The sequence below is a fragment of the Isoptericola sp. NPDC056578 genome (assembly GCF_042793275.1).
Lineage (GTDB): Bacteria > Actinomycetota > Actinomycetes > Actinomycetales > Cellulomonadaceae > Isoptericola.
On sequence record NZ_JBHTVC010000006.1, the window covers coordinates 76594 to 101101 of the forward strand.

The window sequence follows — 24508 nt, forward strand, 5'->3', positions numbered from 1 at the left end:
AAATCTGGTCACTACGGTAGCCGGACAGCGGCCGCGCCCGCCACCGGCCGGGGCTAGGGTCGAGGACCATGCCGACCTCTCCCCCGCCCGGCCGCTGGAACGACGTCGCCCGCGCGACGGGACTGCTCGGGGCGGACGGCGCCGTCGCGCAGACGATCTTCGCGGAGATGACGGCGCTCGCCGCCCGCACGGGCGCGATCAACCTGGGCCAGGGCTTCCCCGACGTCGACGGTCCGGCGTTCATCCGGGACGCCGCCAAGGACGCGATCGACGCGGGCCGCAACCAGTACCCGCCCGGCGACGGCGTGCCGGAGCTGCGGCGCGCGATCGCCGACCACCAGCGGCGCCGCTACGGGCTCGACGTCGACCCGGACGGCGAGGTGCTGGTCACCACCGGCGCCACGGAGGCGCTCGCCGCGTCGATCCTCGCGCTCGCGGGACCGGGAGACGAGGTGATCACCCTCGAGCCGTACTACGACTCGCACGCCGCGAGCATCGCCCTGGCGGGCGCGACGCACGTGCCGGTGCCGCTCACCGCGGAGGGCTTCCGGCTCGACGCCGCGGCCCTGCGCGCCGCGGTCTCCCCGCGCACGCGGCTCATCGTGCTGAACACCCCGCACAACCCCACGGGCACGGTGCTCACGCGGGCCGAGCTGGAGCAGGTCGCGGCCGTCGCGCGCGAGGCCGACGTCGTCGTCCTCACCGACGAGGTCTACGAGCACCTCACCTTCGACGACGCCGTGCACGTGCCGATCGCGACCCTGCCCGGCATGGCGGAGCGCACCCTCACCGTCTCCTCCAGCGGCAAGACGTTCAGCCTCACGGGCTGGAAGGTCGGCTGGGCGCACGGCCCCGCGGAGCTCGTCACGGCCGTGCGCACGGTGAAGCAGTTCCTCACGTACACCTCCGGCGCGCCCTTCCAGCCGGCCATCGCGAAGGCGCTCGCCGACGACGACGCGCCGCGCGCGCTGGCGACGTCGCTCGCCTCCCGCCGGGACCTGCTGTGCGAGGGGCTGACCGCCGCCGGGTTCGACGTCGTCGTCCCGCAGGGCACGTACTTCGTCGTGGCGGACGGCGCGCACCTGCTCGAGCGGCTCGGCGTCGCCGACGGTCACGGGCTGTGCCGCCGCCTCCCCGAGCTCGCGGGCGTCGTCGGCGTCCCCGTCTCCGCCTTCTGCCGCGCCGGTTCGACGACGGCCGAGGCGCTCGCCTCCCGCGTGCGCTTCACGTTCGTCAAGCGCGAGGACGTGCTGCGCGACGCGGTCGACCGCCTGCACCGTCTGACGCGCTGACCCCACCACGTCGGCCCCGATCTGTTCGGCACCGCGTCGATCTGTTCGGCACGAGGCCATGCCGAACAGATGCAGGAGCTGCCGAACTGACGGGATCTACGGCATGAGCGCCGGCAGCACCAGGCTCACGGCGACGACCAGCATGATCGCGGCGACGACGCCGTCGACGACGCGCCAGGCACCGGGCCGCTCGAGCACGGGCGCGAGCAGCCGCGCGCCGTAGCCGAGGCCGACGAACCACAGGATGCTGGAGACGATCGCGCCGGCGGTGAAGAGCCAGCGCCCGTCGCCGTACGACGCGGCCAGCGAGCCCTGCAGCACGACCGTGTCGAGGTACACGTGCGGGTTCAGCCAGGTGAGCGCGAGCGCCGTGAGCAGCACCGGCCGCGCGCGCCGTCCGGCGTCGGGCACCGCGCCGTCCGACGCGGCGGCCAGCCCGGTCTCGTCACCGCGCCACGCCCGGCGCGCGGCCAGCGCGCCGTACCCGAGCACGACGACGGCGCCCGCCCACCGCGCCACCTCCACGACGGCGGGGTGGCTCACGACCAGCGCGCCGAGCCCGGCCGTCCCGGCGAGATACAGCACGACGTCGGACGCCGCGCACACGGCGACGACGAGGCCCACGTGCTCGCGGCGCACGCCCTGGCGCAGCACGAAGGCGTTCTGGGCGCCGATGGCGACGATGAGGGACAGGCCGAGGCCGAGGCCGGCGAGGAGGGTGAGCACCCCTCGACGCTAGGTCGGCAATGTCGTGAAGTCCATCTACGGTTTCTTCATCTGGCGAAGCACTCCTTCATCTAGGCTCAGCGCATGCGATGGGACTCCCGCCAGCTCGAGGCGCTCGCCGCCGTCGTCACCGAGGGATCGTTCGAGGCCGCTGCCCGCGCGCTGCACGTCACGCCGTCGGCGGTCAGCCAGCGCGTCCGCGCGCTCGAGAATGCCGCCGGTTCCGTGCTGGTGCGCCGCACCCGCCCGGTCGCAGCCACCGAGCCGGGGCGCACCCTGCTGCGCCTGGCGCGCCAGGTCGAGCTGCTCGGCGCGGAGGCGAGCCGCGAGCTCGGCCCCCGGGACGCCGACGACGACGGCACCGGCAGCCCTCCCCGCCCGGTCACGGTGCCAGTCGCCGTCAACGCGGACTCCCTCGCGACCTGGGTGATGCCGGCGCTCGCCCGCGTCGAGGGCGTGTGCTTCGACCTGCACCGCGACGACCAGGACCGCACGGTCGACCTGCTGCCGGCCGGCGTCGTGATGGCCGCGATCACGTCGCAACGCGACCCGGTGCAGGGCTGCACCTCGACGTTCCTCGGCATCACGCGCTACCGCCCGGCCGCCACCCGGGCGGTGGTCGACCGCTGGTTCCCGGACGGCCCCACGGTCGAGGCGCTGGGCCGCGCCCCGATGCTCGTGTTCAACCGGGCCGACGACCTCCAGGACGCCTGGCTGCGCGAGCGCGCCGCCGCGGCGGGCGCCGCCGTCCCCGACCCGCCGCGGCACCACGTGCCGAGCACCCCCGAGTACGTGGACGGCATCCGCCGCGGCCTGGGGTGGGGCATGTGGGGCCCGCTCCCCGGCCCGGGGGCGCGCTTCGGCATGCTCGACGGCGGTCCGGGCGACGCCGGCAGCCAGGTCGTGCTGCTGCAGGACGACGCCGTCGTCGACGTCCCGGTCTACCTGCAGCAGTGGAAGCTGCGCTCGACGGTCCTCGACCGGGTCGCCGAGGCCCTGCGGCTCGAGGCACGCCGCGCCCTGCCCCAGCACTGACCTCCGGGCGCGGCGGCGATCAGGCGCAGACGCCCGGCAGCACGGACGGGCTGGGCGACGGGTCGGGCGACGCGCCCTCGCCGTCCTTGTCGTCACCCGTGTCGCCACCCGTGTCGCCACCCGTGTCGCCACCGGCGTCCGGGGACGCGACGTCGTCGTCGACGGCGGTCGCGCCGGACGGGGTCGCGCCGGCGTCGCGGTCCGGCTCGGGGGTGCCGGGCGGAGCCTCGTCGGCGCGGATCCGCTCCCAGATCGCGTCGGCCTCGGACGTCCACTCGACCCGGCCGGGCTGGCTCACCGAGTCGACGACCGGCACCGAGGTGAACACGATCCGCGACGGGTCGAGGTCGCGGATGCTCCACGCCAGACCCGCGAGCGCCGTCGGGCTGGCGAGCTCCGGATCCGTGGAGATGGAGCCGAGGACCTCGCGCACCATCCGGTACAGGCGTGGCGAGTCGGTGATGACGTTCTGCGACAGGATCTCGCGCATCGCGGCGTCGAAGAACGCCTGCTGCCGCTCGATGCGCTTGAGGTCGCTGCCGATCTCCAGGCCCATGCCCTCGCCCTTGCGGGCGCGCAGGAAGTTGATGGCCGTGTACCCGTCGAGCTTCTGCTTCCCCTCCGGCAGGTCGAGGTCCACGCGCTGGCCCTTCACCGGCTCGGGCAGGCACATCGTGACGCCGCCGATCGCGTCGACGACGCCGATCACGCCGGTCATCTGCACCACCATGTGGTCGGCGATCCGCACCCCGGTGAGCTTCTCGACGGTCCGGATCGTGCAGGCCGCGGCACCCGTGACGTCCTTCTCGGGCCCCCCGCCGAGCGCGAAGGCCGTGTTGAACATGGCGTTCGACTGCGGCGCGGTCTCACCGCCGCCGGGCAGCTTGCAGGCCGGGATGTCCACGAGGGAGTCGCGCGGGATGGAGACGGCCTCGATCCGGCTGCGGTCGCCGGAGATGTGGACCAGCAGGGTGGTGTCGGAGTGGAACTCGTCGCCCGCCCCGGCGATCTCCGCGTTGGCCTCGTCGCGGAAGTCCGTGCCCATCACCAGGATGTTGAGGTCCTTGCCCGCGAAGGGGTCGCTGGGGTCCTGCTCGACCGGCACCTCCGGCGGCCGGTCGTCGCCGGCGAGGAGGTCGTCGACGTCGGAGACGCCGATCTGGGAGCGCAGGTCGACGAACGACGCGACCGCGGTCGCCGCCACGAACGCCACCACCGCGGTGACGACGAGGGCGATCGTGCGGACGACCCGGTGCGAGGCGAGGCTTGACGCGTGCCGTGGCAGGGTCCGCACAAGCGCGATCCTAGGGCCTGAGCAGCGCGTTCGCGCGAGGGGTGCCCCGTGCAACCACAGGTTCACCCCCCGCGCGACCGGTCATCGCTTGGCTGCGACGGCGTCGACCGCGAGGCCCGGCTGGTCCGAGAAGATGCCGTCCAGGCCGGTGTCGAGGAACGTGTCGAGCTCGGCCGCCAGGTCGCCGTGCGCGGCGGGGTCCGCGGACGAGCGGTGCTCCGCCGGCAGGAACTGGTTCTCGGCGCGGAACGTCCAGGAGTAGGCCTCCAGCCCCGCGCGGTGCGCGTCGCGGACGACCGAGGTCGGCCGGCCGAGCGTCCCGTCGGCGGCGCGCGGCACGACGACGTTCTTCTCCAGGCTCACGATGTCGGCGTACCGGGCGAGGTCGCGCAGGCCGCGCGGGGTGACGAGGTCGGCGTAGGTGCGCGGGTCGCCGGCCGCCACCAGGTCGTACGGCGCGCCGGCGGCGGAGACGTTGAGCGCGAGGCGCACGTCGGTCCGCCGGTCGAGCTCGCGCAGGTTGGTGGTCTCGAAGGACTGCACGACGACGGGGGCGCGCCGCGAGTCGAGGCCGTTCGCGGCGAGCTCCGCCACGAGCGGGTCCGTCAGCGGCAGGCCGATCGACGCGAAGTACGTGGGGTGCTTGGTCTCCGGCGCCACGCCGACCGGCTCGCCGTCGCAGGTCTCCGAGTGCCGGGCGAGGTCGAGCACCTCGTCGAGGGTGGGCACCTGGTACAGCCCGTCGAAGGCCGTGTTGCCCGGGCGCAGCTCGGGCAGCCGCTCCGTGGCACGCAGCGTCCGCAGCTCGGCGAGCGTGAAGTCCTCGGTGAACCAGCCCGTGACCGCCGTCCCGTCGATCGTCCTCGTGGTGCGACGGTCGGCGAACTCCGGGTGCTCGGCGACGTCGGTGGTGCCGCCGATCTCGTTCTCGTGCCGGGCGACGAGCACGCCGTCCTTGGTCGGCACGACGTCCGGCTCGATGACGTCCGCGCACTGCAGGATCGCCTGCTCGTAGGCGGCGAGCGTGTGCTCGGGCCGGTCGCCGGACGCGCCGCGGTGCCCGATGACGGTCACGCCGTCGTCGCGGGTGCGCTGCTTCTCGAGGTCGATCACGACCATCTCGGTGTCGTCGGGCGTGCCCGGGTGCCGGGCGGAGTTGCCCGGGTAGTTGTTGTCGTTGCCGATGAGGACGCGGCCGTCGCGCAGGCGCAGCACCGTCTCGAAGGACTGCACGGGCAGGGCGTACGTCTCGCCGAGGCCGTAGCCCTCCCCCGCGTCGATCCCGCGCGGGTTCTCGACGCGCAGCGCGTCGAGGACCAGCTCCTTGCGGACGAACCCGTCGCGGTCCGTCCTGCTCAGGTCGATCTCGTAGACGCGCTTGGTGACCGACGCGGGCCCCTCGAAGTCGTCGCGCTCCACCAGCCAGAACGAGTCCTTGCCCACGGCGAAGGCGTCGCCGAGCACGTTCGCCTCCTGGTCGGCCTGGTAGTCCCAGGTGCGGCCGGTGTACTCCCCGCGCCGGGTGTCGAACTCGTGGATCACGCGGCGGCGCTGGTCGGCGTCACCGACCAGGGCGCCCTCGAGCACGGGGTACAGGTAGCGCCCGCCGCGCACGCCCGCCATCGCCTCGAAGCCGCGGCTGGCGCGCACGGTGGGCTCCTCGCCGTCGGCCAGGTACGGGTTCTGCGGCGACCGCAGCCCGCCCGGCAGCGGGTAGGGCTTCTCGAGCAGCGTCCCGTCGGCGTCGAAGTGCAGCAGGAACGGGCCGAACTCCTCGCCCACCCACAGCGTGCCGTCGTCGGCCCGCACCACGGACTCGACGTCGAAGTCGGCGCCGGTCAGCAGCCGCTCGTCCGTGTCCCCGTGAACGATGTCGAAGTCCAGCACCTCGTTCTCGTCGTTGTAGGAGATGTGGTCGAGCACCTCGATCTCGCCCGAGCCGGAGCCCGTGCGCCCCGTGTCCCAGTCGGGCTTCACGAGGTAGCTGCGCAGCAGGAAGTCCGCGGAGTTGCCCTGGCTGCCGAAGCCGTTGTCCGGCTGCGCCCAGAACGTGCCGTCGCCGTTGTCGACCATCGCCGAGAAGCCGGGGATCACCTGACCGTCCCAGGGGCCCTGCCGGCCGTTGGCGGCGGAGGCCTGGGCGCCGGACGGCGGGCCCTCGGCGAGGAAGTCCGCGGACAGCGTCGCGCGGCCCTCGAGCGTCGGGACGAGGTGGGTCGTGACGGCGCCCGGTCGCCCGTGGCCGGGCGCCGCGTGATGCGTGCCGTGGTCGCCGGGGCGACCGGCCGCGATGGCGGCGGTGCCGGCCGCGGTGGTGAGCGCGACCGCCGCGGCGGCGCCGGCCGCGACGAGGCGCAGGGCGCGAGCCTGGTTCGGGGAGCGAGTCATGGCCCGATCCCACCGGCGCTCCGCGACGGCTCGACGAACCCTGGATGAACGCCGGGCGACGATCCCGTGGCGCCTGAGGAGCCCGGCGCCGGACCACCCGGTCGCCCCCTCCCGAGCAATGCCTAGATCTGCTAGGTTCAACACCCCTAGCAGATCTAGACATAGGAGCCCGCGGTGCGCTTCGACAAGGACCTGGTGGCGGCGTCCGCCACCCCGCTGGTGCTCGGCATCCTCGCGGAGGGCGAGTCGTACGGGTACGCCATCCTCAAACGGGTCACGGAGCTCTCGGGCGGCCGGATGCAGTGGACCGACGGGATGCTCTACCCCCTCCTGCACCGGCTCGAGCGCCTGGGCCTGGTCGTCGCGACCTGGGGCACCTCCGAGGCCGGCCGGCGCCGCAAGCACTACGCGCTCACCCCGGCAGGGCGCGACGCGCTCGCCGAGCGCCAGGAGCAGTGGTCCGTCGTCGCGGACGTGCTGCACCAGGTCTGGCGGTCCGCGCAGCAGGCGGCCCAGGCCCCGGCCCGGCCGACCGTCGCGGAGGGCTGGGCCTGATGGCCGAGCACGAGCGCCTCGAGGCGCAGATCGACCAGTGGCGCTCGTACGTGCAGCGCCACCGCGCCATCGCGCCCGCCGACGTGGACGAGATGGAGGACCACCTGCGCGGGCGGGTGTCCGACCTCGTGGCGACGGGTCTCGACGACGAGGAGGCGTTCCTCGTCGCGGTGCGCCGCATGGGCAACCTCGACGCCGTCTCGCACGAGTTCGCGCGCGAGCACTCGGAGCGGCTGTGGAAGCAGCTCGTCCTCGTCCCGGACGACGACCCCGCGCAGGCGTCCGGCCCGGCCTGGCGCGAGCTCGCCGTCGTCCTCGCGCTCGCCGTCGGCGCGGGCATCGCCCTCAAGGCCGCGCTCGCCGTATTCGACACGGACTCGGCGCTGCTGCGCAACGTCCCCCTGATGACGGCGCCGTTCCTGGCCGCCTACTTCGTGTGGAAGCGCCGCGTCGCGTGGCGCGTGGTCGCCGCGCTGCTGGTCCCGTACGCGCTGCTCGCCGTCGTGCTCAACGTCTACCCGTACGTCGACACGGGCTCGACGGTCGTGCTCGCCGCCCTGCACGCCCCCGTCGTGCTGTGGGCGCTGGTCGGCGTGGTCTACGTGGGCGGCCGGTGGCGGGACCAGGACCCGCGGATGGACTTCGCGCGCTTCACCGGCGAGCTCGTCGTGTACGTCACGCTCCTCGCGATCGGAGGCGGGGTCCTGCTGGGGCTCACGGCCGCGACGCTGAGCCTCGTCGGCGTGGACATCGAGCCCGCGATGGAGGACTGGATCATGCCGTTCGCGGTGCCGGGCGCCGTCGTCGTCGGGGCGTGGCTCGTCGAGGCCAAGCAGGACGTGGTGGAGAACATCGCCCCCGTCCTCACGCGCGTCTTCACGCCGCTGACGACGGTGATGCTGCTCGTGACGCTGGTCGTGCTCCTCGGCGCCGGCGGGCTCGCGGACGTCGAGCGCGAGCTGCTCATCCTCATGGACGCGATCCTCGTGCTCGTGCTCTGCCTGCTGCTGTACTCGGTGTCGGCACGCGACTCGCTCGCCCGGCCGGGCTGGTTCGACGGGCTCCAGCTCGTGCTCGTCGGTGCGGCGCTCGCCGTGGACGCCGTCGCGCTCACGGCGATGCTCACCCGCATCGCCGAGTTCGGCTTCAGCCCCAACAAGGTGGCCGCGCTGGGGCTCAACCTGCTGCTGCTGGTGCACCTGGCCCGGTCCGGGCTGCTCCTGCTCGGCTTCCTGCGCGAGCGGCAGCCGTTCGGCGCGCTGGTCCGGTGGCAGACGCGCTTCCTGCCCGTCTACGCGGTGTGGGCGGCGTTCGTGGTGGTCGCGTTCGGGCCGGTGTTCGGCTTCGCCTGAGCTCGTCCGGCGTCGGGCCGTCGAGCGATCACGCCAGCTTGACCCAGCCGTCCTTGCGGTAGGCCGGCGTCGCGAAGGCGAGGACGGCGAGCGCGCAGGCCAGCGCGGCGAGCATCACCCAGGACATCGCGACGGCGTCGCCGCCGAGCACGCCCACCAGCGGGGAGACGAGGCCCGCGACGCCGGACTGGACGGCGCCGATGACGGCGGCCGCGGTGCCCGCGCGCTCGCCGTGCCGGGACAGGGCGATGGCCGACGCGTTGGCAGGGATGAGGCCCTGGAACGCGAGCACGAGCCAGAGCATCGCGAGGAGCCCGATCAGCCCGCCCGCCCCGGTGAGCGCCACGATCAGCAGCCCGACCCCGACGACCCCCTGGATCGCGAGCGCGGCCCGCAGCAGCCGGATGGGCGCCACGCGCCGCACCAGGGCGGCGTTCACCTGCGCGGACAGCACGAGGCCCAGGCCGTTGACGGCGAACAGCACGGAGAACTGCCCGTGGGTCAGCCCGTAGCCCTCCTGGAAGATGAACGGCGAGCCGACCACGTAGCTCATCAGCACGGCCTGCCCGAGCCCGGGGATGACGGCGAGCGCCATGAACTGCCGGTCCTTGACGAGGGTGCGGTAGCCGGCGAAGACGCCGCGCGCGCCGCCGGCCTGCCGGCGCCCGGCCGGGAGCGTCTCCGGCATGAACCGCCACACGACCAGGCCCATCGCCACGCCCGCGAGCGCGAGGAAGCCGAACACCCAGCGCCAGCCCGCCGCGGCGGCGACCGCGGAGCCGAAGGTCGGCGCCAGCATCGGCGCGACGCCGATGACGAGCATCAGCCGGGACAGGATGCGCGCGGCCTCGGCACCGACGAACCGGTCGCGCACGACCGCCATCGCCGCGACGCCGCAGGCGGCGTTGAAGAAGCCCTGCATCAGGCGCAGGCCCACGAGGATGGTCATGTTGGGCGCGAACGCGCACAGGATCGACGTGACCACGTGCAGCGCCAGGCCCCACATGAGGGGCGCCCGCCGCCCGAAGCGGTCCGACAGCGGCCCGATGGTGAGCTGCCCCAGCGCGCCGCCGATGAGCATCACGGAGACGGACAGCTGCGCGAACGACGCCGAGGAGCCCAGGTCGGCCGCCACCTCGGGCAGCGACGGCAGGTACATGTCGACGGTGAACGCCGGCAGCGCTGCGAGCGCCCCGAGCATGATGACCCAACGGTACGGAGAGCGGGCGCGCGGAAGTCTCGCGGAGTCGGAGGGCATGACCCCGATCCTATCGAATCGTTACGACCGAGCCCAGGGAGAATCCCGCGGCCACCCGCACGGGTGTCGGTGGGATGCGTCACGATGGACCCATGTGCGGCCGCTACGCGTCCTTCCGCGACGCCCAGGACATCGCCGACGACCTCGCCGTCGCCGAGATCGCGGAGGACGCGCGCCTCCTGCCCCCGTCGTGGAACGTCGCCCCCACCGATGCCGTGCGCATCGTCGTCGAGCGCCCGCAGCGGCTCGAGGGCGGACAGACCGGGGAGATCACGCGCTCGCTGCGGCTGGCGCGCTGGGGTCTCGTGCCGTCGTGGGCCAAGGACCCGTCGATCGGCGCGCGCATGATCAACGCGCGCACCGAGACCCTCCTCGACAAGTCGGCGTTCGCGAAGCCGCTCGGCGTCCGGCGCTGCCTGCTGCCGGCCGACGGCTACTACGAGTGGCGCAAGCTCGAGCTGCCGCCCGGCGCCCCCGAGCGTGGCGGGTCGAAGGGCGGGTCAAAGGGCAAGGTGCCGAAGCAGCCCTACTGGATCCACCCGGACGACGGCGGCGTCGCGGCGCTCGCCGGCCTGTACGAGTTCTGGCGGGACCGGACGAAGGCGGACGACGACCCCGACCGCTGGCTCGTCTCCGCGACCGTGATCACCACGGCGGCGTCGCAGGACCTGGAGCGCATCCACGACCGCATGCCCGTGGTGCTGCCGCGCGCGTCGTGGGACGCCTGGCTCGACCCCGCCGTCGGGGCCGAGCAGGCGATGGGCATCGTCACGGGACCGCAGGTCGGCATGGCCACCCGCCCGGTGGGCGACGCCGTCGGGTCGGTGCAGAACAACCGGCCCTCGCTCATCGACGTCGACCCCGACCCGCGGGACCCGGACGTCGTCGCGACGGGTCGGTCGTGAGCGCGGTCAGGCGCCGCCGGTCACCGCGACCTCCTGCCCGGTGATGCCGGTGTTCGCCGCGGAACCCAGGTAGGCGACGGCGTTCGCCACCTCGCGGGCGTCGAGCAGCCGGCCGAGCGGGGCGCGCGCCGCCGAGGCCTCGCCGAACGCCTCGACGATCCCCGCGTTGCGCACCGTCCGGGTGAGGCCGGGCAGCACCACGTTCGACAGGATGTCGCCCTCGCGCCCGAGCGCGAACGCGACCGACCGGCTGAACCCGTGCAGCGCCGCCTTGGCCGTGGCGTAGTACGTCGTGCCCTCGTCGCCGTCGCGCACCAGGATGGACGACAGGTGCACGAGGCGTCCCCACCGCTGCGCGCGCATCGTCGGCGCGACCGCGCGGGTCAGCCGCACGGCCCCCTCGACGTTCGCGCGCACGGGCTCCAGCCAGGCGTCGTCGGGCACGTCCTCGAAGTCACGCGGACCGTCCGCCCCCGGCGGGCTCCAGCTCACCGCGTTGTTGATCAGCACGTCGACGCGGCCGGTCCACGCGAGGGCGGCGTCGCGCAGCCCCTCGGCCGCGCCGTCCTCGGTCTGGTCGTAGCGGACGACGAGCGCGCGTCCACCGATCTCCTCCGCGACCCGCGCGGCGTCGTCCTTCGACTCGCGGTACGTGACGACGACGTCGGCGCCCTCCGCTCCGAACAGGGCGGCGACGTGCCGCCCGATCCCCCCGGACGCCCCCGTGACGACGACGGTGCGCCCCTGCAGTCCCAGGTCCATGCTGCTCTCCTCGCGACGGATGTGCGTCGGCCACCGGTCGGTGCCGACGCCGTCCACCGTCGCGCGGCCGACACGGCACATGGAGGCCGCCGCCATGCTGGCCGCGCCAGGGCCACTCTCCGACGCCGCGGCGCGCCTACCCTGGCCGCATGACCGACCGCGACCTCGGCTCGTTGCTGCGCGCGTACCGCGAGGACGTGCGCCCGCGGGACGTCGGGATGCCCGAGGGCGGGCGCCGCCGCACCCCGGGCCTGCGGCGAGCGGAGCTGGCGGTGCTCGCCGGCGTGAGCGTGGAGTACCTCACCCGCCTGGAGCAGGGGCGTGACCGGCACCCGTCACCCGCCGTGATGGGCGCGCTCGCCGACGCGCTCCGGCTCGGCCACGACGAACGGCGCGTGCTGCTGCTCGCCGCCAAGGACGTCCAGGGGTCGGGCGTCTGCCTGGCGACCGCGCCGGACGACGACGTCCCGGCCACCACCCGCGCCGTGCTCGACCGGCTCGCCCCGGCCCCTGCCGTCCTGCTCGACCGGTTCGGCACCGTGCTCGCGTGCACCCCCGCCTACCGGGCGCTCCTCGCGCCCGCTGGCCTGTTCGACGACGGGGAGCCGCGGCTGGCGCCCGTCGTCCTCACCGACCCCCGGGCCCACGACCTCCTCCCCGACTGGGACGCCGTCGCGGACCGCGTGGTGGCCGACCTGCAGCGCGAGTCGGTCCCGTCCGACCCGATCCTGGGCGAGCTGGTGGACGCTCTCACGGTGCTGGCGGGAGCCGCGTTCACCGAGCGCTGGGCCCGCCCCGTCGCCGACCGGGGACGGGACGCCGTGCTGCGGCTGACCCACCCGCAGGCCGGCGCCCTGCGCGTGGTGCCGCAGGTGCTGGTCCCCGGCGGCGGCGAGCACCTGCGGATCGAGCTGCTGCTCCCGGCGGACGCGGCGACCGAGCGGGCGCTGGACGACCTGGCCGTCGGCGACCGCACCCTCCGCGTGGTGCGCTCGGACGCCTCCTGACGGCGGTCCGCCGCCGCGCGGCCGTCAGGCCCCGGTGTAGGCGCGCTGCAGCCGCACCGGCGTGATCTCGCCGATGCCCTGCACCTCCTGCGGCGGCTGCGCCGTCAGGGCGTAGCGGGACGACGACGCGAGCAGCGACGCGGTGTGCGGGTCCACCAGCACGGTGGCCGGCTCCGCGAGCTCCGTGATGCGGGAGGCCAGGTTGACGTCGGAGCCGAACACGTCGCCGAACCGGGACAGCACCCGCCCCCACACGAACCCGACGCGCACGGGGATCTCGGGCTCGGTCGCGTGCGGGGCCGCCAGGCCGAGCGCCACCTCGGCGCCGGTCGTCACGTCGTCGGCCACGAACAGCACCGCGTCGCCGATGGTCTTGACCACGCGGCCGCCGGCCTCGGTGATGACGTCGCGGGCCCGGGACTCGAAGAGCTGCACGAACTCCGACAGCTCCTGCGACCCGAGGCCCGCGGTGCGCTTGGTGAACGACACGATGTCCGCGAACCCGACGGCGCGCGGCAGCGGCAGCTCGTCGCCGTGGGCCTCCTGCGTGCCGCGCCGCGCGCCCCCGAACTCGGTGGCCAGCCGCCCCGTGAGCGCGGCGAGCTGGCGTCGCCAGGCGTGCTCGAGCTGACGGGAGAGCTGCGAGGTGAGGTCCGGCATGCGGTCGATGGCGGCGAGCCGCGCGCTCACGTCGTCGAGGCCGTCGCGGCGGCTGAGGTGCTCCACGAACGCCTCCACCTGCCACAGCGCCAGCCGGTCGGTGGTGTGCCCGAGGGAGCGGATGAGCGTCATCTGGGCCTGCTCGTCCAGCCGCTCCGTGTCCACGAGCTCGCCGATCTCGCGCAGCGCCCGCATGTCCGCGTCGGTGAACCCCACCTCGGTGGGGTGGGTGACCGGCAGCCCCAGCCAGCGCCAGTAGTTCTCGATGAACTCCTGCGACAGACCGGTGCCCTCCACGAGGTCCGACAGCGTGTACCGGCGGGGACCACCGAGGATCGCCTCGTCCAGCCGCGCCGCGGTGTCCCCCGCCCGCCGGGCGTCGTCGTCCGTCGGCAGGCCGGGTCCCGTCGTGGTGTCGCTCGTCACGCCCCCACTGTAGTCAGCGCGGGCTGTGCCCCGGCTGGGAGCGGCGCAGGTGGTGCACGTCGCCGGCGGTGACGGCCCGCTCGCCCGCGCCCGTCGCGAGCACGAGGCTGCCGTCCGCGTCGACCCGCAGCGCCTCGCCCTCGACGACGTCGGTGCCACCGGCCAGCTCGGCGCGCACCGGGTGACCGAGCGTGGCCGACCGCGCCGCGTACGCCGCCGCGAGGCCCGCCGCGCCCGCGTCGCCCCCGGCGTCCTCCAGCGCGCCGACGGCCTCGACCAGGCCCCGCACGAGCGCCTCGAGCAGGGCCTCGCGGGAGGCCCCCGCCCCCGCGAGCGCCAGCGACGTCGCGGTCGGCACGGGCAGCTCGGCCGCGGCCTGGTCGACGTTCAGCCCGACGCCGACGACGACGCCCTGGACCCCGGCGGCCGGCACCACCTCCGCGAGCACCCCCGCGACCTTGCGGAACGGCCCCAGCCCGGCCACGTCGTCAGCGGCCGGCAGCAGCACGTCGTTGGGCCACTTCACCGCGGCGCCGGGCACCCCGGCGGCGTCGACGGCCCGGGCGACCGCGAGCCCGGCGAGCAGGGGCAGCCAGCCCAGCCGGGCGGGACCGAGCCGCGGACGCAGCAGCACCGAGACGGTGAGCGCGGCGCGTGCCGGCGTCTCCCAGGCGCGCCCCGCACGGCCCCGCCCGGCGACCTGGTGCTCGGCGACGAGGGCCGCGGGCGCCGGCCACTCCCCCGGCGCCCGCCGCACGCCCGCGACGAGGTCGGCGTTCGTGGACCCGGAGACCTCGACGACGTCGAGGCGGGCGAGGGGGCCCGCCGGCGCGAGCAGGGCGCGGCGCAGCGCGGGGACGTCGAGGGGGTCACGGCGAGGAGCACTGGTCACGGTCCGATCGTGCCCCATCGGCCGGCCACCGACCCTTTGTGGGGTCCCTCCAAAGAATCCGGGCGGGCCGCAGCCTGTCGCGCATCGATGCGTGGCAACCCACCAACTAGGGTCGGTCGGGTGAACGATGCCACCCCCTCGACCGGCCCCACGACCGACATCGAGCCGCCCGCCCTCTCCGGCACCGCCGCCAAGCTCGCCGACCTGGAGCGCCGCCGGTCCCAGGCCGTGACCGACGCCGAGGAGAAGGCGAAGGCCAGGCAGCACCCGCGCGGCAAGAAGACGGCCCGCGAGCGCATCGAGGCGCTGCTGGACGAGGGCAGCTTCGTCGAGCTCGACGCCCTCGCCGTGCACCGCAGCCGCAACTTCGGCCTCGACAAGCGGCGCGTGGCGGGCGACGGCGTCGTGACGGGCCACGGCACGATCGACGGGCGCCAGGTGTGCGTGTTCAGCCAGGACTTCACGGTCTTCGGCGGCTCGCTGGGCGAGGTGCACGGCGAGAAGATCGCCAAGGTGCAGGACCTCGCGCTGCGCACCGGCGTGCCGATCATCGGCATCTCGGACGGCGGCGGCGCGCGCATCCAGGAGGGCGTGGCCGCGCTCACGCAGTTCGCCGAGATGTTCCGGCGCAACGTCGCGGCCTCCGGCGTGATCCCGCAGATCTCGCTCATCCTCGGCCCCAGCGCGGGCGGCGCCGTCTACTCCCCCGCCCTGACCGACTTCATCGTCATGGCGGACGGCACGTCCAACATGTTCATCACCGGCCCGGACGTGATCCGCACGGTGACGGGCGAGGACGTCGACTTCGAGACCCTGGGGGGCGGCCGCACCCACAACGCCAAGTCCGGCGTGGCGCACTACCTGGGCGCGGACGAGGACGACGCGATCGACTACGTGCGCCACCTCGTGGGCTACCTGCCGCAGAACAACCTGGGCGACGCGCCGTCGTTCCCGCCCGAGGACGAGACGCCTCTGGAGGTCACCGAGGACGACGAGGCGCTCGACGTCCTCGTCCCCGACAGCGACAACCAGCCCTACGACATGCGGGCCGTCGTGGAGGCCGTCCTCGACCCGGAGTCGTTCCTCGAGGTGCAGCCGCTGTTCGCGCAGAACGTGCTGATCGGCTTCGGCCACGTGGAGGGGCAGTCGGTGGGCATCATCGCCAACCAGCCGTTGTCCATGGCGGGCACGCTCGACATCGACGCCGCGGAGAAGGCGGCCCGGTTCGTGCGCACGTGCGACGCGTTCAACCTGCCCGTGCTGACGTTCGTCGACGTGCCCGGCTTCCTGCCCGGCGTCGGCCAGGAGCACCAGGGCATCATCCGCCGCGGCGCCAAGCTCATCTACGCGTACGCCGAGGCGACCGTGCCGCTGGTCACCGTCATCACGCGCAAGGCCTACGGCGGCGCGTACATCGTCATGGGCTCCAAGCAGCTCGGGGCGGACGTCAACCTCGCCTGGCCGACGGCGCAGGTCGCGGTCATGGGCGCGTCGGGGGCGGTGAACATCTTGCAGCGCTCGGCGCTCAAGGAGGTCGCGGAGTCCGGCGGCGACGTCGAGGCGGAGCGGCAGCGCCTCACCGACGAGTACACCGAGGCGATCGTCAACCCGTGGGACGCGGCCGAGCGCGGCTACGTGGACGCCGTCATCCGGCCGTCCGAGACGCGGGTCCAGGTGGTGCGCGCGCTGCGGGCGCTGCGCACCAAGCGCGCGAGCCTGCCGCCCAAGAAGCACGGCAACATCCCCCTGTGACGCCGCCGGTGGTTGAGCACCGTCGAAACCGGGAAGAATGAGCAGATGAGCCACGAGGACGCCACGCACGGACCCGCCCCGCTGGGGTCGGTCGACCCCGAGCCCATGCACCACGCCGTCGACGCGCTGGCCGCCGCCCTGCACGAGTACGTGCAGACCGCGGTCGGCGTGCGCGCCGAGTTCGGCGCCTCCGAGGCGGACGAGGACCCGCGGGTGCTCGCGCTGGAGAACCGGGTGGGCCAGCTCAACGCCGCCGTCTTCGACGCGCTGCACGACGGCCTCGGCATGCACCCCGACCTCACGAGCTCGGTGTGGGAGGGCGACGACGAGGAGCCCGAGCACGCGCACGACGCCCCGGAGGGCGCCGTGCCGGCCGAGGTGTTCTACCTCGGCTTCGTCGTGGCCGACCCGGCACCCGGCTCGCCCGGCACCCTGGACGGCGTCGTCGAGCTGCTGGACGAGGCCGGCGGCGACGTCGCGCAGCGGCTGTTCGACGGCGGCTACGAGGTCGCGGAGTGGGCGACGTCGCGCGGGGCGGCCGTCGAGTTCGGCGACGACGACCTGGACGACGAGCTGGACGACGAGGACGGCGACGACCCGCTCGGAGGTGCCCGATGAGCAACGAGGTGCGCGTGGTGCGCGGGCGGCCCGACGACGTCGAGGTCGCCGCCCTCGTGGCCGGGCTCGCGGCGGTCGCGTCGGCGAGCGGACTGCCCGACGACGAGACGCCGGTCGAGGAGTGGACCAACCGCGCCCGCACGGTGCGCGGCAACGGCGCGGGCGTGACGGCGAAGAGCTTCGGCGGTCGCTGGGGACGGCACAACGCCGACGCGTGGCGCTGGAGCCTGCACTCGTGAGCGTCGTCTGGCAGCAGGTCGAGAGCCCCGACGACGTCGACGCCCCGCTGGCGGAGCTGCCCGTTCCTCCGCGCCCGGGCTGGCTGCGACGGTGGCTGTGGGCGCCCGCCCTGGTCGTGACCGCGGCCCTCTACGTGCTGCGACGCACGATCGAGGACCCGTCCGGCGAGGTCGAGCTCTGGCTGTTCATGGCCATGCTCGCCGGCCTCATGATCACCGCCGTCGCCGCCCTGGTCCGCTACCGGGACGACCAGCGCCAGGCCGCCGAGGGGCGCGACGCCGCGGCGTTCGGCGCGGCCCCCCGGGCGGCCACGGGGACGGTCTCGGTGAACGAGCGCCGCACGAGCTCCGGCCTCCTGCTCAGCGGCCTCGTGTCCTACCCGACGGACGACGGCACCGCCGACCGCGCCTTCTCTCACCTGGTGCGCCGGGACGAGGAGGAGCAGCTCCCGCCGCCGCGCGACGGCGACCCCGTCGCCGTCTGGTGGGCGCCGGGCACCGAGACCGTCGTGGTGCGGTACCACCGCGGCTGGGCCGACGCCGTGCGTCGGCGCACCCGCAAGCGCTGACGCGTCAGCGCGAGGCGCGGCCCGCCGCGAACAGCCGGCACGCGTGCGCCGCCGTGCGCTCCAGCTCGACCACGGCGTCGCGGGAGAGCTCGGCGAGCGTGCGCGGCCCCGGTGCGAGGGAGAACGCCGCCGCGATCCCGGCGTCCGCGACCTGCGCGGGCGTGAGCTCCACGCCGCCCGCCACGACGACGACCGCCGCCCGGCCGGCCACGAGCCGCGCCACGGTGTCCACGACCTTGCCGTGCAGGGACTGCTCGTCGAGGCGGCCCTCCCCGGTGAGCACGAGGTCGGCCCCCGCCAGTGCCTCGGCCAGCCCCACCGCCTCGGCGACGAGCTCCCCGCCGGGCACCAGCTCGGCCCCGAGCGCGGCGGACAGGCCGACCGGCAGCCCGCCGGAGGCTCCGGCGCCGGGCAGGTCGCGGGCGTCGTGACCGGTCGCGGCGGCGAGCGCGTCGGCGAGGTGCGCGAGCCCGTCGTCGAGCACCGCGACGTCGCCGGCCGTCGCGCCCTTCTGCGGCCCGAAGACGGCGGCCGCGCCGCGCGGCCCGAGCAGCGGGTTGTCGACGTCGCACGCGATGCGCCACCGCAGCGCGCGGGCGCGGGGGTCGAGGCCGTCCAGGTCGATCCGCGCCAGCGAGCGCAGGCCGCCGCCGCCCGGCGCCACCGCCGAGCCGTCGGCGTCGAGCAGCACCGCGCCGAGCGCCTCGAGCACGCCCGCGCCGCCGTCGGTCGTGGCGGAGCCGCCGACGAACAGCACGACCTCCTCGGCCTCCGGCGCGGCGTCGAGAGCGGCGAGCACCACGGTGCCGACGCCGTGGCTGGTCGCGTCCAGCGGACGCAGCGCGACGTCCGACACCTTCGGCAGCCCGTAGGCCTCCGCCGCCTCGACCGCGAGGGTGCGGCCGTCGGGCGAGACGCCGTAGCGCGCCGTCGTGGGCCGGCCCAGCGCGTCGGTCGTGGCACAGGTGCGCGGGTCCTCGCCCCACGCCCCGAGGATCGCGTCCAGGGTGCCCTCGCCGCCGTCGGCGAACGGCACGGCGCGCACGTCGGCGTCGGCGCCCAGGGCGGCGCGGGCCCCGGCCGCGAGCGCCGCGGCCACCTGCGTCGCCGTGGCGCTGCCCTTGAACGAGTCGGGGGCGACCACCACGTTCAGGGGTCGGGTCCGGGGGCCGGGGGTGTTCTTCACGTCCTCGTGCACGAGGACAGACCGTACCCGGCGGGGTGGAAAGGCGGCGCGCCGTCTCGGGCCGGGTCGATAGGGTGCGTCCTGTGACCTCGAGCACCCCCCTCCCGCCCCGCACCCCTTCCGCGGTCGACGCCGTCGCCGACGCGTACGTCGCCCGGTCCGCCGAGCTCGACCCGCTGCTCGCCACGGCGATCGGCCTGCCGGGTCACGACCACCGCATGACCGACCTGTCCCCCGCCGGGCACGAGGCCCGGGCCGAGTCCGACCGCGCCGTGCTGCGCGAGCTGGACGCGGCCGAGCGCGACGGCGGCCGGCTCGACGCCGTCGACCAGGTCACCCTGGCCGCGATGCGCGAGCGCGTGGGCCTGGCGCTCGAGCTGCACGACGCGGGCGAGCCGCTGGCGAGCCTCAACAACATCGAGTCGCCGGTGCAGCAGCTGCGCGACGTCTTCGACCTCATGCCCACCGGCTCGGTCGAGGCCTGGGAGAACGTCGCCGCGCGGCTCAACGCGGTGCCCGACGCGATCGACGGCTACGTCGCGTCGCTCACCGAGGCGGCGCGGCGCGGCCAGGTCGCCGCGATCCGGCAGGTGCGCGAGGGCGTGTCCCAGTCGCGCGAGCTCGCCGGCGAGGACTCCTTCTTCCTGGGCCTCGTGCGCGGCGAGGACGCCGCCGCGGTGCTCGACGAGTCGGCCGCGTGCAGCCTCGTGCGCGCCGAGCTGGAGCGTGGCGCGACGGCCGCGCGCGGTGCCTACGCCCGCCTCGCCGAGTTCCTCGAGCGCGACCTCGCGCCGCAGGCGCCGGAGCGCGACGCCGTGGGCCGCGAGCGCTACGCGCGCTTCTCCCGCGAGTTCCTCGGCGCCGAGGTGGACCTCGACGAGACGTACGAGTGGGGTCTCGACGAGCTCGCCCGCATCGTCGCCGAGCAGGAGGCCGTGGCCCGGCAGATCGCGGGCCCGGGCGCGAGCGTCGAGGACGCGGTCGCCGCTCTGGACGCCGACCCGGCCCGCACGCTGCACGGCACGGACGCGCTGCGCCGCTGGATGCAGGAGACCGCCGACGCCGCGATCGAGGACCTCGCGGGCACGCACTTCGACATCGAGGGCCCCGTGCGCACCATCGAGTGCCGCATCGCCCCCACCCAGACCGGCGGCATCTACTACACGCCCCCGAGCGACGACTTCTCGCGGCCGGGCCGCATGTGGTGGTCCGTGCCCGCCGACGTCACGGAGTTCAACACCTGGCGCGAGAAGACGACCGTCTACCACGAGGGCGTCCCCGGCCACCACCTGCAGTGCGCGGCCGCCGTCGTCGCGCGCGACACCCTGAACTCGTGGCGCCGCCTCATGTGCTGGGTCTCCGGGCACGGCGAGGGCTGGGCCCTGTACGCCGAGCGGCTCATGGCCGACCTCGGCCACCTCGACGACCCGGGCGACCGGTTCGGCATGCTCGACGCGCAGCGGATGCGCGCCGCCCGCGTGGTGCTCGACATCGGCGTGCACCTCGGCAAGCCCGCCCCCGAGCGCTGGGGCGGGGGCGTGTGGAACGCGGACAAGGCGTGGCCGTTCCTCCAGGCGAACGTCAACATGCCCGAGTCGTTCGTGCGGTTCGAGCTCAACCGCTACCTGGGCTGGCCCGGCCAGGCACCGTCGTACAAGGTGGGCCAGCGCCTGTGGGAGCAGGCCCGCGACGACGCCCGGACCGCGGCGCGGGCGCGCGGCGAGGAGTTCGACCTGCGGGCGTTCCACGCCCGGGCGCTGAGCCTCGGCTCGGTGGGCCTCGACGTGCTGACCGGCGCCCTGCGCGACGCCCGCTGACGCGGCGCGCCCCCGCCCCGCAGGTCGACCGGCATGGAAGGCATCCTCACCGGCTTCGCGATCATCGGCGTGGTCATCGCCGTCGGGTACGTCGCGGCGCGCCTGCGCCTCGGCGGCCCCGACGCCCGGACCGCGCTCAACCGCATCGGGTTCTTCGTCGCCAGCCCCGCGCTGCTGTTCACTGTCATCGCGGACGCCGACGTCGGCGAGCTCTTCCAGGCGCCCCTGCTGGTGCAGGCGCTCTCCGCGGTGGCGGTCGCCGGGCTCTTCGTCGTCGCCAACCTGCTGTGGCTGCGCCGGCCCGCCGCGGAGGCGACGATCGGCGCCGTCTCGGCCGGCTATGTGAACGCCAACAACATCGGCCTCCCCGTGGCCGTGTACGTGCTGGGCGACCCGGCCGTCGTCGTGCCGGTGATCCTGCTGCAGCTGCTGATCCTCGCCCCCGTGACGCTGCTGGTGCTGGACGCCCAGACGTCCGGGCGGGTGTCGGTGCGGTTCGTGCTCGCGCAGCCGGTGCGCAACCCGATCATCCTCGGGTCGCTCGCGGGCGCCGTCGTCTCGCTGACCGGGTGGGACGTCCCGGCGCCCGTGCTCGCGCCGCTGGAGATCCTCGGCGGCGCGGCGGTGCCGATGATCCTGCTCGCGTTCGGGATGTCGCTGCACGGGTCGCGCCCGTTCCAGCAGCCTGGCGGGCGGACGGCCGTCGTGGTGGCGTCCGTGCTCAAGGCCGCGGTCATGCCGGCGGTCGCGTTCGTCCTCGCGCGGTACGCGTTCGGGCTGGACGCCGCGCAGGTCGCCTCGGCCGTGACCCTCGCCGCGCTGCCCGTGGCGCAGAACGTGTACAACTACGCGGCGCGCTTCCGGACCGGCGAGCTGCTGGCGCGCGACACGATCCTGGTCACGACCGTCGCCTCGCCGGTCGTCCTGCTGGTGTCGTCCCTGCTGCTGCACACGGGCTGAGCCGGTCCGGTCGCCGGTCCGGCCGCCGTCCGATCGGTAGGGTGCGACCCGTGCCTTCCGTGAGCCTCGTCCTCGCCTCCCAGTCCCCCGCCCGCCTGGCCACGCTGGCCGCGGCCGGCGTCACGCCCCGGGTCGTCGTCTCCGCCGTCGACGAGCCCGCCGTGCTCGGCGCGGCGCGCGCAGGGTTCGGCGGCGACCTCAAGCCCGCGGACGCCGTCCTCGTCCTGGCCCAGGCCAAGGCGGAGGACGTGAGCGCGCGCCTGGAGGAGGACGACGACGAGGTGTCCGCCCTCGTGCTCGGCTGCGACTCGATGCTCGAGCTGGACGGCGAGGTGCTGGGCAAGCCGGCCGACGCCGCGGACGCCCGCCGCCGCTGGCGCGCGATGCGCGGCCGCGCGGCCGTGCTGAACACCGGCCACTGGCTCGTGGACCTCCGCGCGCCCGAGGACGGCGGCACGGGCGGCACGCTCGGCGCCTCGTCGTCCACCACCGTGCACTTCGCCGACGTCGACGACGACGAGATCGACGCCTACGTCGCGACGGGCGAGCCCCTGCACGTGGCGGGCGCGTTCACGATCGACGGCCTCGGCGGCCCGTACGTGGACCGGATCGAGGGCGACCACCACGGCGTCGTCGGGCTGAGCCTGCCCCTGCTGCGCGAGCTGCTGGGCGAGCTGGAGGTCCCCTGGCGCTCGCTCCGCGACCCCCGCTGAGCCTGTCGAATCCACTGTCGAAACCACCAACTCCGGGAGCATCCGGCACCACCTACCGCCCGGGTCCATGTGGGATCCCTCCAAACGGCCCGGATCGTCGTTGGTACCCGGCACAGACTTCGGCGCGGGCGTCCCGCAGGTGCCGGAGGACGGCGGCGCACGCGTTACCGTGAGCCGTGCCCACCATCAGCAAGGTCCTCGTCGCGAACCGCGGCGAGATCGCCGTCCGCATCGCCCGTGCCTGCACCGACGCCGGGATCGCCTCCGTCGCCGTCTACGCCGACTCCGACCGTGACGCGCTGCACGTGCGGCTCGCCGACGAGGCGTTCGCGCTGCAGGGCCAGCGCGCGGCCGACACCTACCTCGACGTCGAGAAGCTGCTCGACGTCGCGCGCCGCTCGGGCGCGGACGCGGTGCACCCCGGCTACGGGTTCCTGTCGGAGAACGCCCAGTTCGCCCAGGCGGTCCTCGACGCCGGCCTGGTGTGGATCGGCCCGCCGCCCGCGGCGATCGAGTCCCTCGGCGACAAGGTGAGCGCGCGGCACATCGCGAAGGCCGCGGGCGCGCCGCTGGTCCCGGGCACGTCCGACCCCGTGAACGGCGCGGACGAGGTGCACGCCTTCGCCGCGGAGCACGGCCTGCCGATCGCGATCAAGGCGGCGTTCGGCGGCGGCGGCCGCGGCCTCAAGGTCGCCCGCAGCGCCGACGAGATCGACGAGCTGTACGAGTCCGCGGTGCGCGAGGCCGTGGCGGCGTTCGGTCGCGGCGAGTGCTTCGTGGAGCGCTTCCTCGACCGCCCCCGGCACGTCGAGACGCAGTGCCTCGCCGACGCGCACGGCAACGTCGTGGTGGTCTCCACCCGCGACTGCTCGCTGCAGCGCCGCCACCAGAAGCTGGTCGAGGAGGCGCCCGCGCCGTTCCTCACCCCGGAGCAGGAGGCCGAGCTCGACCGCGCCTCGCGGGCCATCCTCACCGAGGCGGGCTACGTCGGCGCCGGGACCTGCGAGTTCCTCGTCGGGACGGACGGCACCCTGTCGTTCCTCGAGGTCAACACCCGCCTCCAGGTGGAGCACCCGGTCACCGAGGAGATCACCGGCATCGACCTCGTGCGCGAGCAGCTGCGCATCGCGGCGGGCGAGCCGCTCGGGTACGACAGCACCGCCCCGCGCGGTCACTCCTTCGAGTTCCGCATCAACGGCGAGGACCCGGCCGCGGGCTTCCTGCCCTCCCCCGGCACCGTCTCCACGCTGCGCTGGCCGTCGGGCCCGGGCGTGCGCGTCGACACGGGCGTCGTCGAGGGCGACACGATCTCGGGCGCCTTCGACTCGATGATCGCCAAGCTGATCGTCACGGGCGCCACCCGCGAGCAGGCGGCGCAGCGCGCCCGCCGCGCGCTGCGCGAGCTCGAGGTCGCGGGCATCCCCACCGTCGTGCCGTTCCACCGCGCGGTGATGGAGGCGGAGGACTTCGTCCCCACCGACGGCTCGGCGTTCCGCGTGCACACCCGCTGGATCGAGACGGACTTCGCCGACGAGCTGGGCAAGCTCGCCCCGGCCGCCCCGGCGCCGGTGCCCGACGCCGAGGAGCCGGCCGAGGAGCTGGCCGAGCGCGTCGTCGTCGAGGTCGGCGGCCGACGGCTCGAGGTCGTGCTGCCCGCCGGGCTCGGCGTGGCCGCCGGTCGAGCGCGCCGCGCGAGCGCCGCCCGCCGTCCCGCCCGCCGCGGCAACGGCCGCGCGTCCTCCGCGGCGAGCGGCGCGACCCTCGCCTCACCGATGCAGGGCACCATCGTCAAGGTCGCCGTCGAGGACGGCGCGCAGGTGGCCGAGGGCGACCTCGTCGTCGTGCTCGAGGCCATGAAGATGGAGCAGCCGCTGCTGGCGCACAAGGCCGGCACCGTGCGTTCGCTGTCCGCCGCGCCCGGCGACGGCGTCACCGCCGGAGCCGCCATCTGCGAGATCGTCGACTGACCCGAGGGAGCACCCCCTCGGCGAGGTAGCACGGGTCCCCGCGAGGTAGCACGGGTCCCCGCGAGGTAGCACGGGTCCCCGCGAGGTAGCACGGGTCCCCGCGAGGTAGCACGGGTCCCCGCGAGGTAGCACGGG

22 protein-coding genes are annotated in these 24508 nt (G+C 74.9%); 14 read left to right on the top strand and 8 right to left on the bottom strand.

Going from position 1 to position 24508, the window contains the following annotated elements:
• The first annotated feature begins 68 nt into the window (after positions 1-68).
• Entirely contained in the window at positions 69-1292 is a 1224-nt protein-coding gene (locus ACFQ80_RS04335; protein WP_430562683.1) for a pyridoxal phosphate-dependent aminotransferase, read from the top strand.
• 96 nt (positions 1293-1388) lie between these two features.
• Here ACFQ80_RS04335 and ACFQ80_RS04340 read toward each other — a convergent pair whose 3' ends face one another.
• Entirely contained in the window at positions 1389-2018 is a 630-nt protein-coding gene (locus ACFQ80_RS04340) for a LysE/ArgO family amino acid transporter (protein WP_430562684.1), read from the bottom strand.
• Between the two features lie 84 nt (positions 2019-2102).
• On the opposite strand from ACFQ80_RS04340, the gene ACFQ80_RS04345 reads away from it, so the two are divergent.
• Positions 2103-3053 (top strand): LysR family transcriptional regulator ArgP, encoded by a 951-nt coding sequence (locus ACFQ80_RS04345; protein ID WP_430562685.1) that lies wholly within the window; start codon positions 2103-2105, stop codon positions 3051-3053.
• 19 nt (positions 3054-3072) lie between these two features.
• On the opposite strand, the gene ACFQ80_RS04350 is transcribed toward ACFQ80_RS04345, so the two are convergent.
• Positions 3073-4347, bottom strand: a complete 1275-nt coding sequence (locus ACFQ80_RS04350; protein WP_430562686.1) for an LCP family protein — start codon at positions 4345-4347, stop codon at positions 3073-3075.
• A gap of 81 nt (positions 4348-4428) precedes the next feature.
• Positions 4429-6735 (bottom strand): esterase-like activity of phytase family protein, encoded by a 2307-nt coding sequence (locus ACFQ80_RS04355; RefSeq protein ID WP_430562687.1) that lies wholly within the window; start codon positions 6733-6735, stop codon positions 4429-4431.
• 174 nt (positions 6736-6909) lie between these two features.
• Here ACFQ80_RS04355 and ACFQ80_RS04360 point away from each other — a divergent pair, with 174 nt between their 5' ends.
• On the top strand, positions 6910-7290 hold the full coding sequence (locus ACFQ80_RS04360; RefSeq protein ID WP_430562688.1) for a PadR family transcriptional regulator: 381 nt from the start codon (positions 6910-6912) through the stop codon (positions 7288-7290).
• The gene (locus ACFQ80_RS04365; RefSeq protein WP_430562689.1) at positions 7290-8642 is read left to right on the top strand and encodes a permease prefix domain 1-containing protein; all 1353 of its coding nucleotides are present in this window, start codon (positions 7290-7292) and stop codon (positions 8640-8642) included. Before ACFQ80_RS04360 ends, ACFQ80_RS04365 begins: the two co-directional genes overlap by 1 nt.
• Before the next feature lie 28 nt (positions 8643-8670).
• Here ACFQ80_RS04365 and ACFQ80_RS04370 read toward each other — a convergent pair whose 3' ends face one another.
• Positions 8671-9900 (bottom strand): multidrug effflux MFS transporter, encoded by a 1230-nt coding sequence (locus tag ACFQ80_RS04370; RefSeq protein ID WP_430562690.1) that lies wholly within the window; start codon positions 9898-9900, stop codon positions 8671-8673.
• 92 nt (positions 9901-9992) lie between these two features.
• On the opposite strand from ACFQ80_RS04370, the gene ACFQ80_RS04375 reads away from it, so the two are divergent.
• A complete protein-coding gene (locus ACFQ80_RS04375; RefSeq protein ID WP_430562691.1) occupies positions 9993-10805 on the top strand; it encodes an SOS response-associated peptidase in 813 nt (270 codons plus the stop codon).
• A gap of 6 nt (positions 10806-10811) precedes the next feature.
• On the opposite strand, the gene ACFQ80_RS04380 is transcribed toward ACFQ80_RS04375, so the two are convergent.
• A complete protein-coding gene (locus ACFQ80_RS04380; protein WP_430562692.1) occupies positions 10812-11567 on the bottom strand; it encodes an SDR family NAD(P)-dependent oxidoreductase in 756 nt (251 codons plus the stop codon).
• A gap of 149 nt (positions 11568-11716) precedes the next feature.
• Between ACFQ80_RS04380 and ACFQ80_RS04385 the strand changes: the two genes are divergently transcribed.
• Positions 11717-12574 carry a helix-turn-helix transcriptional regulator gene (locus ACFQ80_RS04385; protein ID WP_430562693.1) on the top strand — a complete coding sequence of 286 codons (858 nt, stop codon included), beginning with the start codon at positions 11717-11719 and terminating at the stop codon, positions 12572-12574.
• Positions 12575-12598: 24 nt separating this feature from the next.
• Here the strand turns inward: ACFQ80_RS04385 and ACFQ80_RS04390 are convergent, their stop codons facing one another.
• Together ACFQ80_RS04390 and ACFQ80_RS04395 are read right to left on the bottom strand one after the other, a co-directional pair.
• A complete protein-coding gene (locus tag ACFQ80_RS04390) occupies positions 12599-13660 on the bottom strand; it encodes an adenylate/guanylate cyclase domain-containing protein (protein WP_430549713.1) in 1062 nt (353 codons plus the stop codon).
• A 13-nt stretch (positions 13661-13673) separates the two neighbouring features.
• On the bottom strand, positions 13674-14552 hold the full coding sequence (locus ACFQ80_RS04395) for a biotin--[acetyl-CoA-carboxylase] ligase (protein ID WP_430562694.1): 879 nt from the start codon (positions 14550-14552) through the stop codon (positions 13674-13676).
• A 120-nt stretch (positions 14553-14672) separates the two neighbouring features.
• Between ACFQ80_RS04395 and ACFQ80_RS04400 the strand changes: the two genes are divergently transcribed.
• Genes ACFQ80_RS04400 through ACFQ80_RS04415 form a run of 4 tightly spaced genes read left to right on the top strand, consistent with a single transcriptional unit; the run spans position 14673 to position 17730 of the window.
• Positions 14673-16304 (top strand): acyl-CoA carboxylase subunit beta, encoded by a 1632-nt coding sequence (locus ACFQ80_RS04400; RefSeq protein ID WP_430562695.1) that lies wholly within the window; start codon positions 14673-14675, stop codon positions 16302-16304.
• Positions 16305-16349: 45 nt separating this feature from the next.
• Positions 16350-16922, top strand: coding sequence for a hypothetical protein (locus tag ACFQ80_RS04405; protein ID WP_430562696.1), 573 nt, complete (start codon positions 16350-16352; stop codon positions 16920-16922).
• Positions 16919-17161: an acyl-CoA carboxylase epsilon subunit gene (locus tag ACFQ80_RS04410; RefSeq protein WP_430549709.1), complete on the top strand. Its 243-nt coding sequence runs from the start codon at positions 16919-16921 to the stop codon at positions 17159-17161. Before ACFQ80_RS04405 ends, ACFQ80_RS04410 begins: the two co-directional genes overlap by 4 nt.
• Positions 17158-17730, top strand: coding sequence for a hypothetical protein (locus ACFQ80_RS04415; RefSeq protein ID WP_430549708.1), 573 nt, complete (start codon positions 17158-17160; stop codon positions 17728-17730). Before ACFQ80_RS04410 ends, ACFQ80_RS04415 begins: the two co-directional genes overlap by 4 nt.
• 4 nt (positions 17731-17734) lie before the next feature.
• Here ACFQ80_RS04415 and ACFQ80_RS04420 read toward each other — a convergent pair whose 3' ends face one another.
• Positions 17735-18928, bottom strand: a complete 1194-nt coding sequence (locus tag ACFQ80_RS04420; protein ID WP_430562697.1) for a glycerate kinase — start codon at positions 18926-18928, stop codon at positions 17735-17737.
• A gap of 71 nt (positions 18929-18999) precedes the next feature.
• Between ACFQ80_RS04420 and ACFQ80_RS04425 the strand changes: the two genes are divergently transcribed.
• From ACFQ80_RS04425 to ACFQ80_RS04440, 4 genes are all read left to right on the top strand, one after another.
• Positions 19000-20733 (top strand): DUF885 domain-containing protein, encoded by a 1734-nt coding sequence (locus ACFQ80_RS04425; protein ID WP_430562698.1) that lies wholly within the window; start codon positions 19000-19002, stop codon positions 20731-20733.
• 33 nt (positions 20734-20766) lie between these two features.
• On the top strand, positions 20767-21693 hold the full coding sequence (locus ACFQ80_RS04430; RefSeq protein WP_430562699.1) for an AEC family transporter: 927 nt from the start codon (positions 20767-20769) through the stop codon (positions 21691-21693).
• 50 nt (positions 21694-21743) lie between these two features.
• Positions 21744-22406: a nucleoside triphosphate pyrophosphatase gene (locus tag ACFQ80_RS04435; protein ID WP_430562700.1), complete on the top strand. Its 663-nt coding sequence runs from the start codon at positions 21744-21746 to the stop codon at positions 22404-22406.
• Positions 22407-22582: 176 nt separating this feature from the next.
• Positions 22583-24373, top strand: coding sequence for an acetyl/propionyl/methylcrotonyl-CoA carboxylase subunit alpha (locus tag ACFQ80_RS04440; protein WP_430562701.1), 1791 nt, complete (start codon positions 22583-22585; stop codon positions 24371-24373).
• Positions 24374-24508: the final 135 nt, after the last annotated feature.

Excerpts from the sequence above, each read along its gene's own strand:
- ACFQ80_RS04365 (WP_430562689.1), top strand. The coding sequence starts at position 7,290 with ATGGCCGAGCACGAGCGCCTCGAGGCGCAGATCGACCAGTGGCGCTCG.
- ACFQ80_RS04345 (WP_430562685.1), top strand. The coding sequence starts at position 2,103 with ATGCGATGGGACTCCCGCCAGCTCGAGGCGCTCGCCGCCGTCGTCACC.
- ACFQ80_RS04355 (WP_430562687.1), bottom strand. The coding sequence starts at position 6,735 with ATGACTCGCTCCCCGAACCAGGCTCGCGCCCTGCGCCTCGTCGCGGCC.
- ACFQ80_RS04410 (WP_430549709.1), top strand. The coding sequence starts at position 16,919 with ATGAGCAACGAGGTGCGCGTGGTGCGCGGGCGGCCCGACGACGTCGAG.
- ACFQ80_RS04430 (WP_430562699.1), top strand. The coding sequence starts at position 20,767 with ATGGAAGGCATCCTCACCGGCTTCGCGATCATCGGCGTGGTCATCGCC.
- ACFQ80_RS04335 (WP_430562683.1), top strand. The coding sequence starts at position 69 with ATGCCGACCTCTCCCCCGCCCGGCCGCTGGAACGACGTCGCCCGCGCG.
- ACFQ80_RS04385 (WP_430562693.1), top strand. The coding sequence starts at position 11,717 with ATGACCGACCGCGACCTCGGCTCGTTGCTGCGCGCGTACCGCGAGGAC.
- ACFQ80_RS04405 (WP_430562696.1), top strand. The coding sequence starts at position 16,350 with ATGAGCCACGAGGACGCCACGCACGGACCCGCCCCGCTGGGGTCGGTC.
- ACFQ80_RS04380 (WP_430562692.1), bottom strand. The coding sequence starts at position 11,567 with ATGGACCTGGGACTGCAGGGGCGCACCGTCGTCGTCACGGGGGCGTCC.
- ACFQ80_RS04370 (WP_430562690.1), bottom strand. The coding sequence starts at position 9,900 with ATGCCCTCCGACTCCGCGAGACTTCCGCGCGCCCGCTCTCCGTACCGT.
- ACFQ80_RS04375 (WP_430562691.1), top strand. The coding sequence starts at position 9,993 with ATGTGCGGCCGCTACGCGTCCTTCCGCGACGCCCAGGACATCGCCGAC.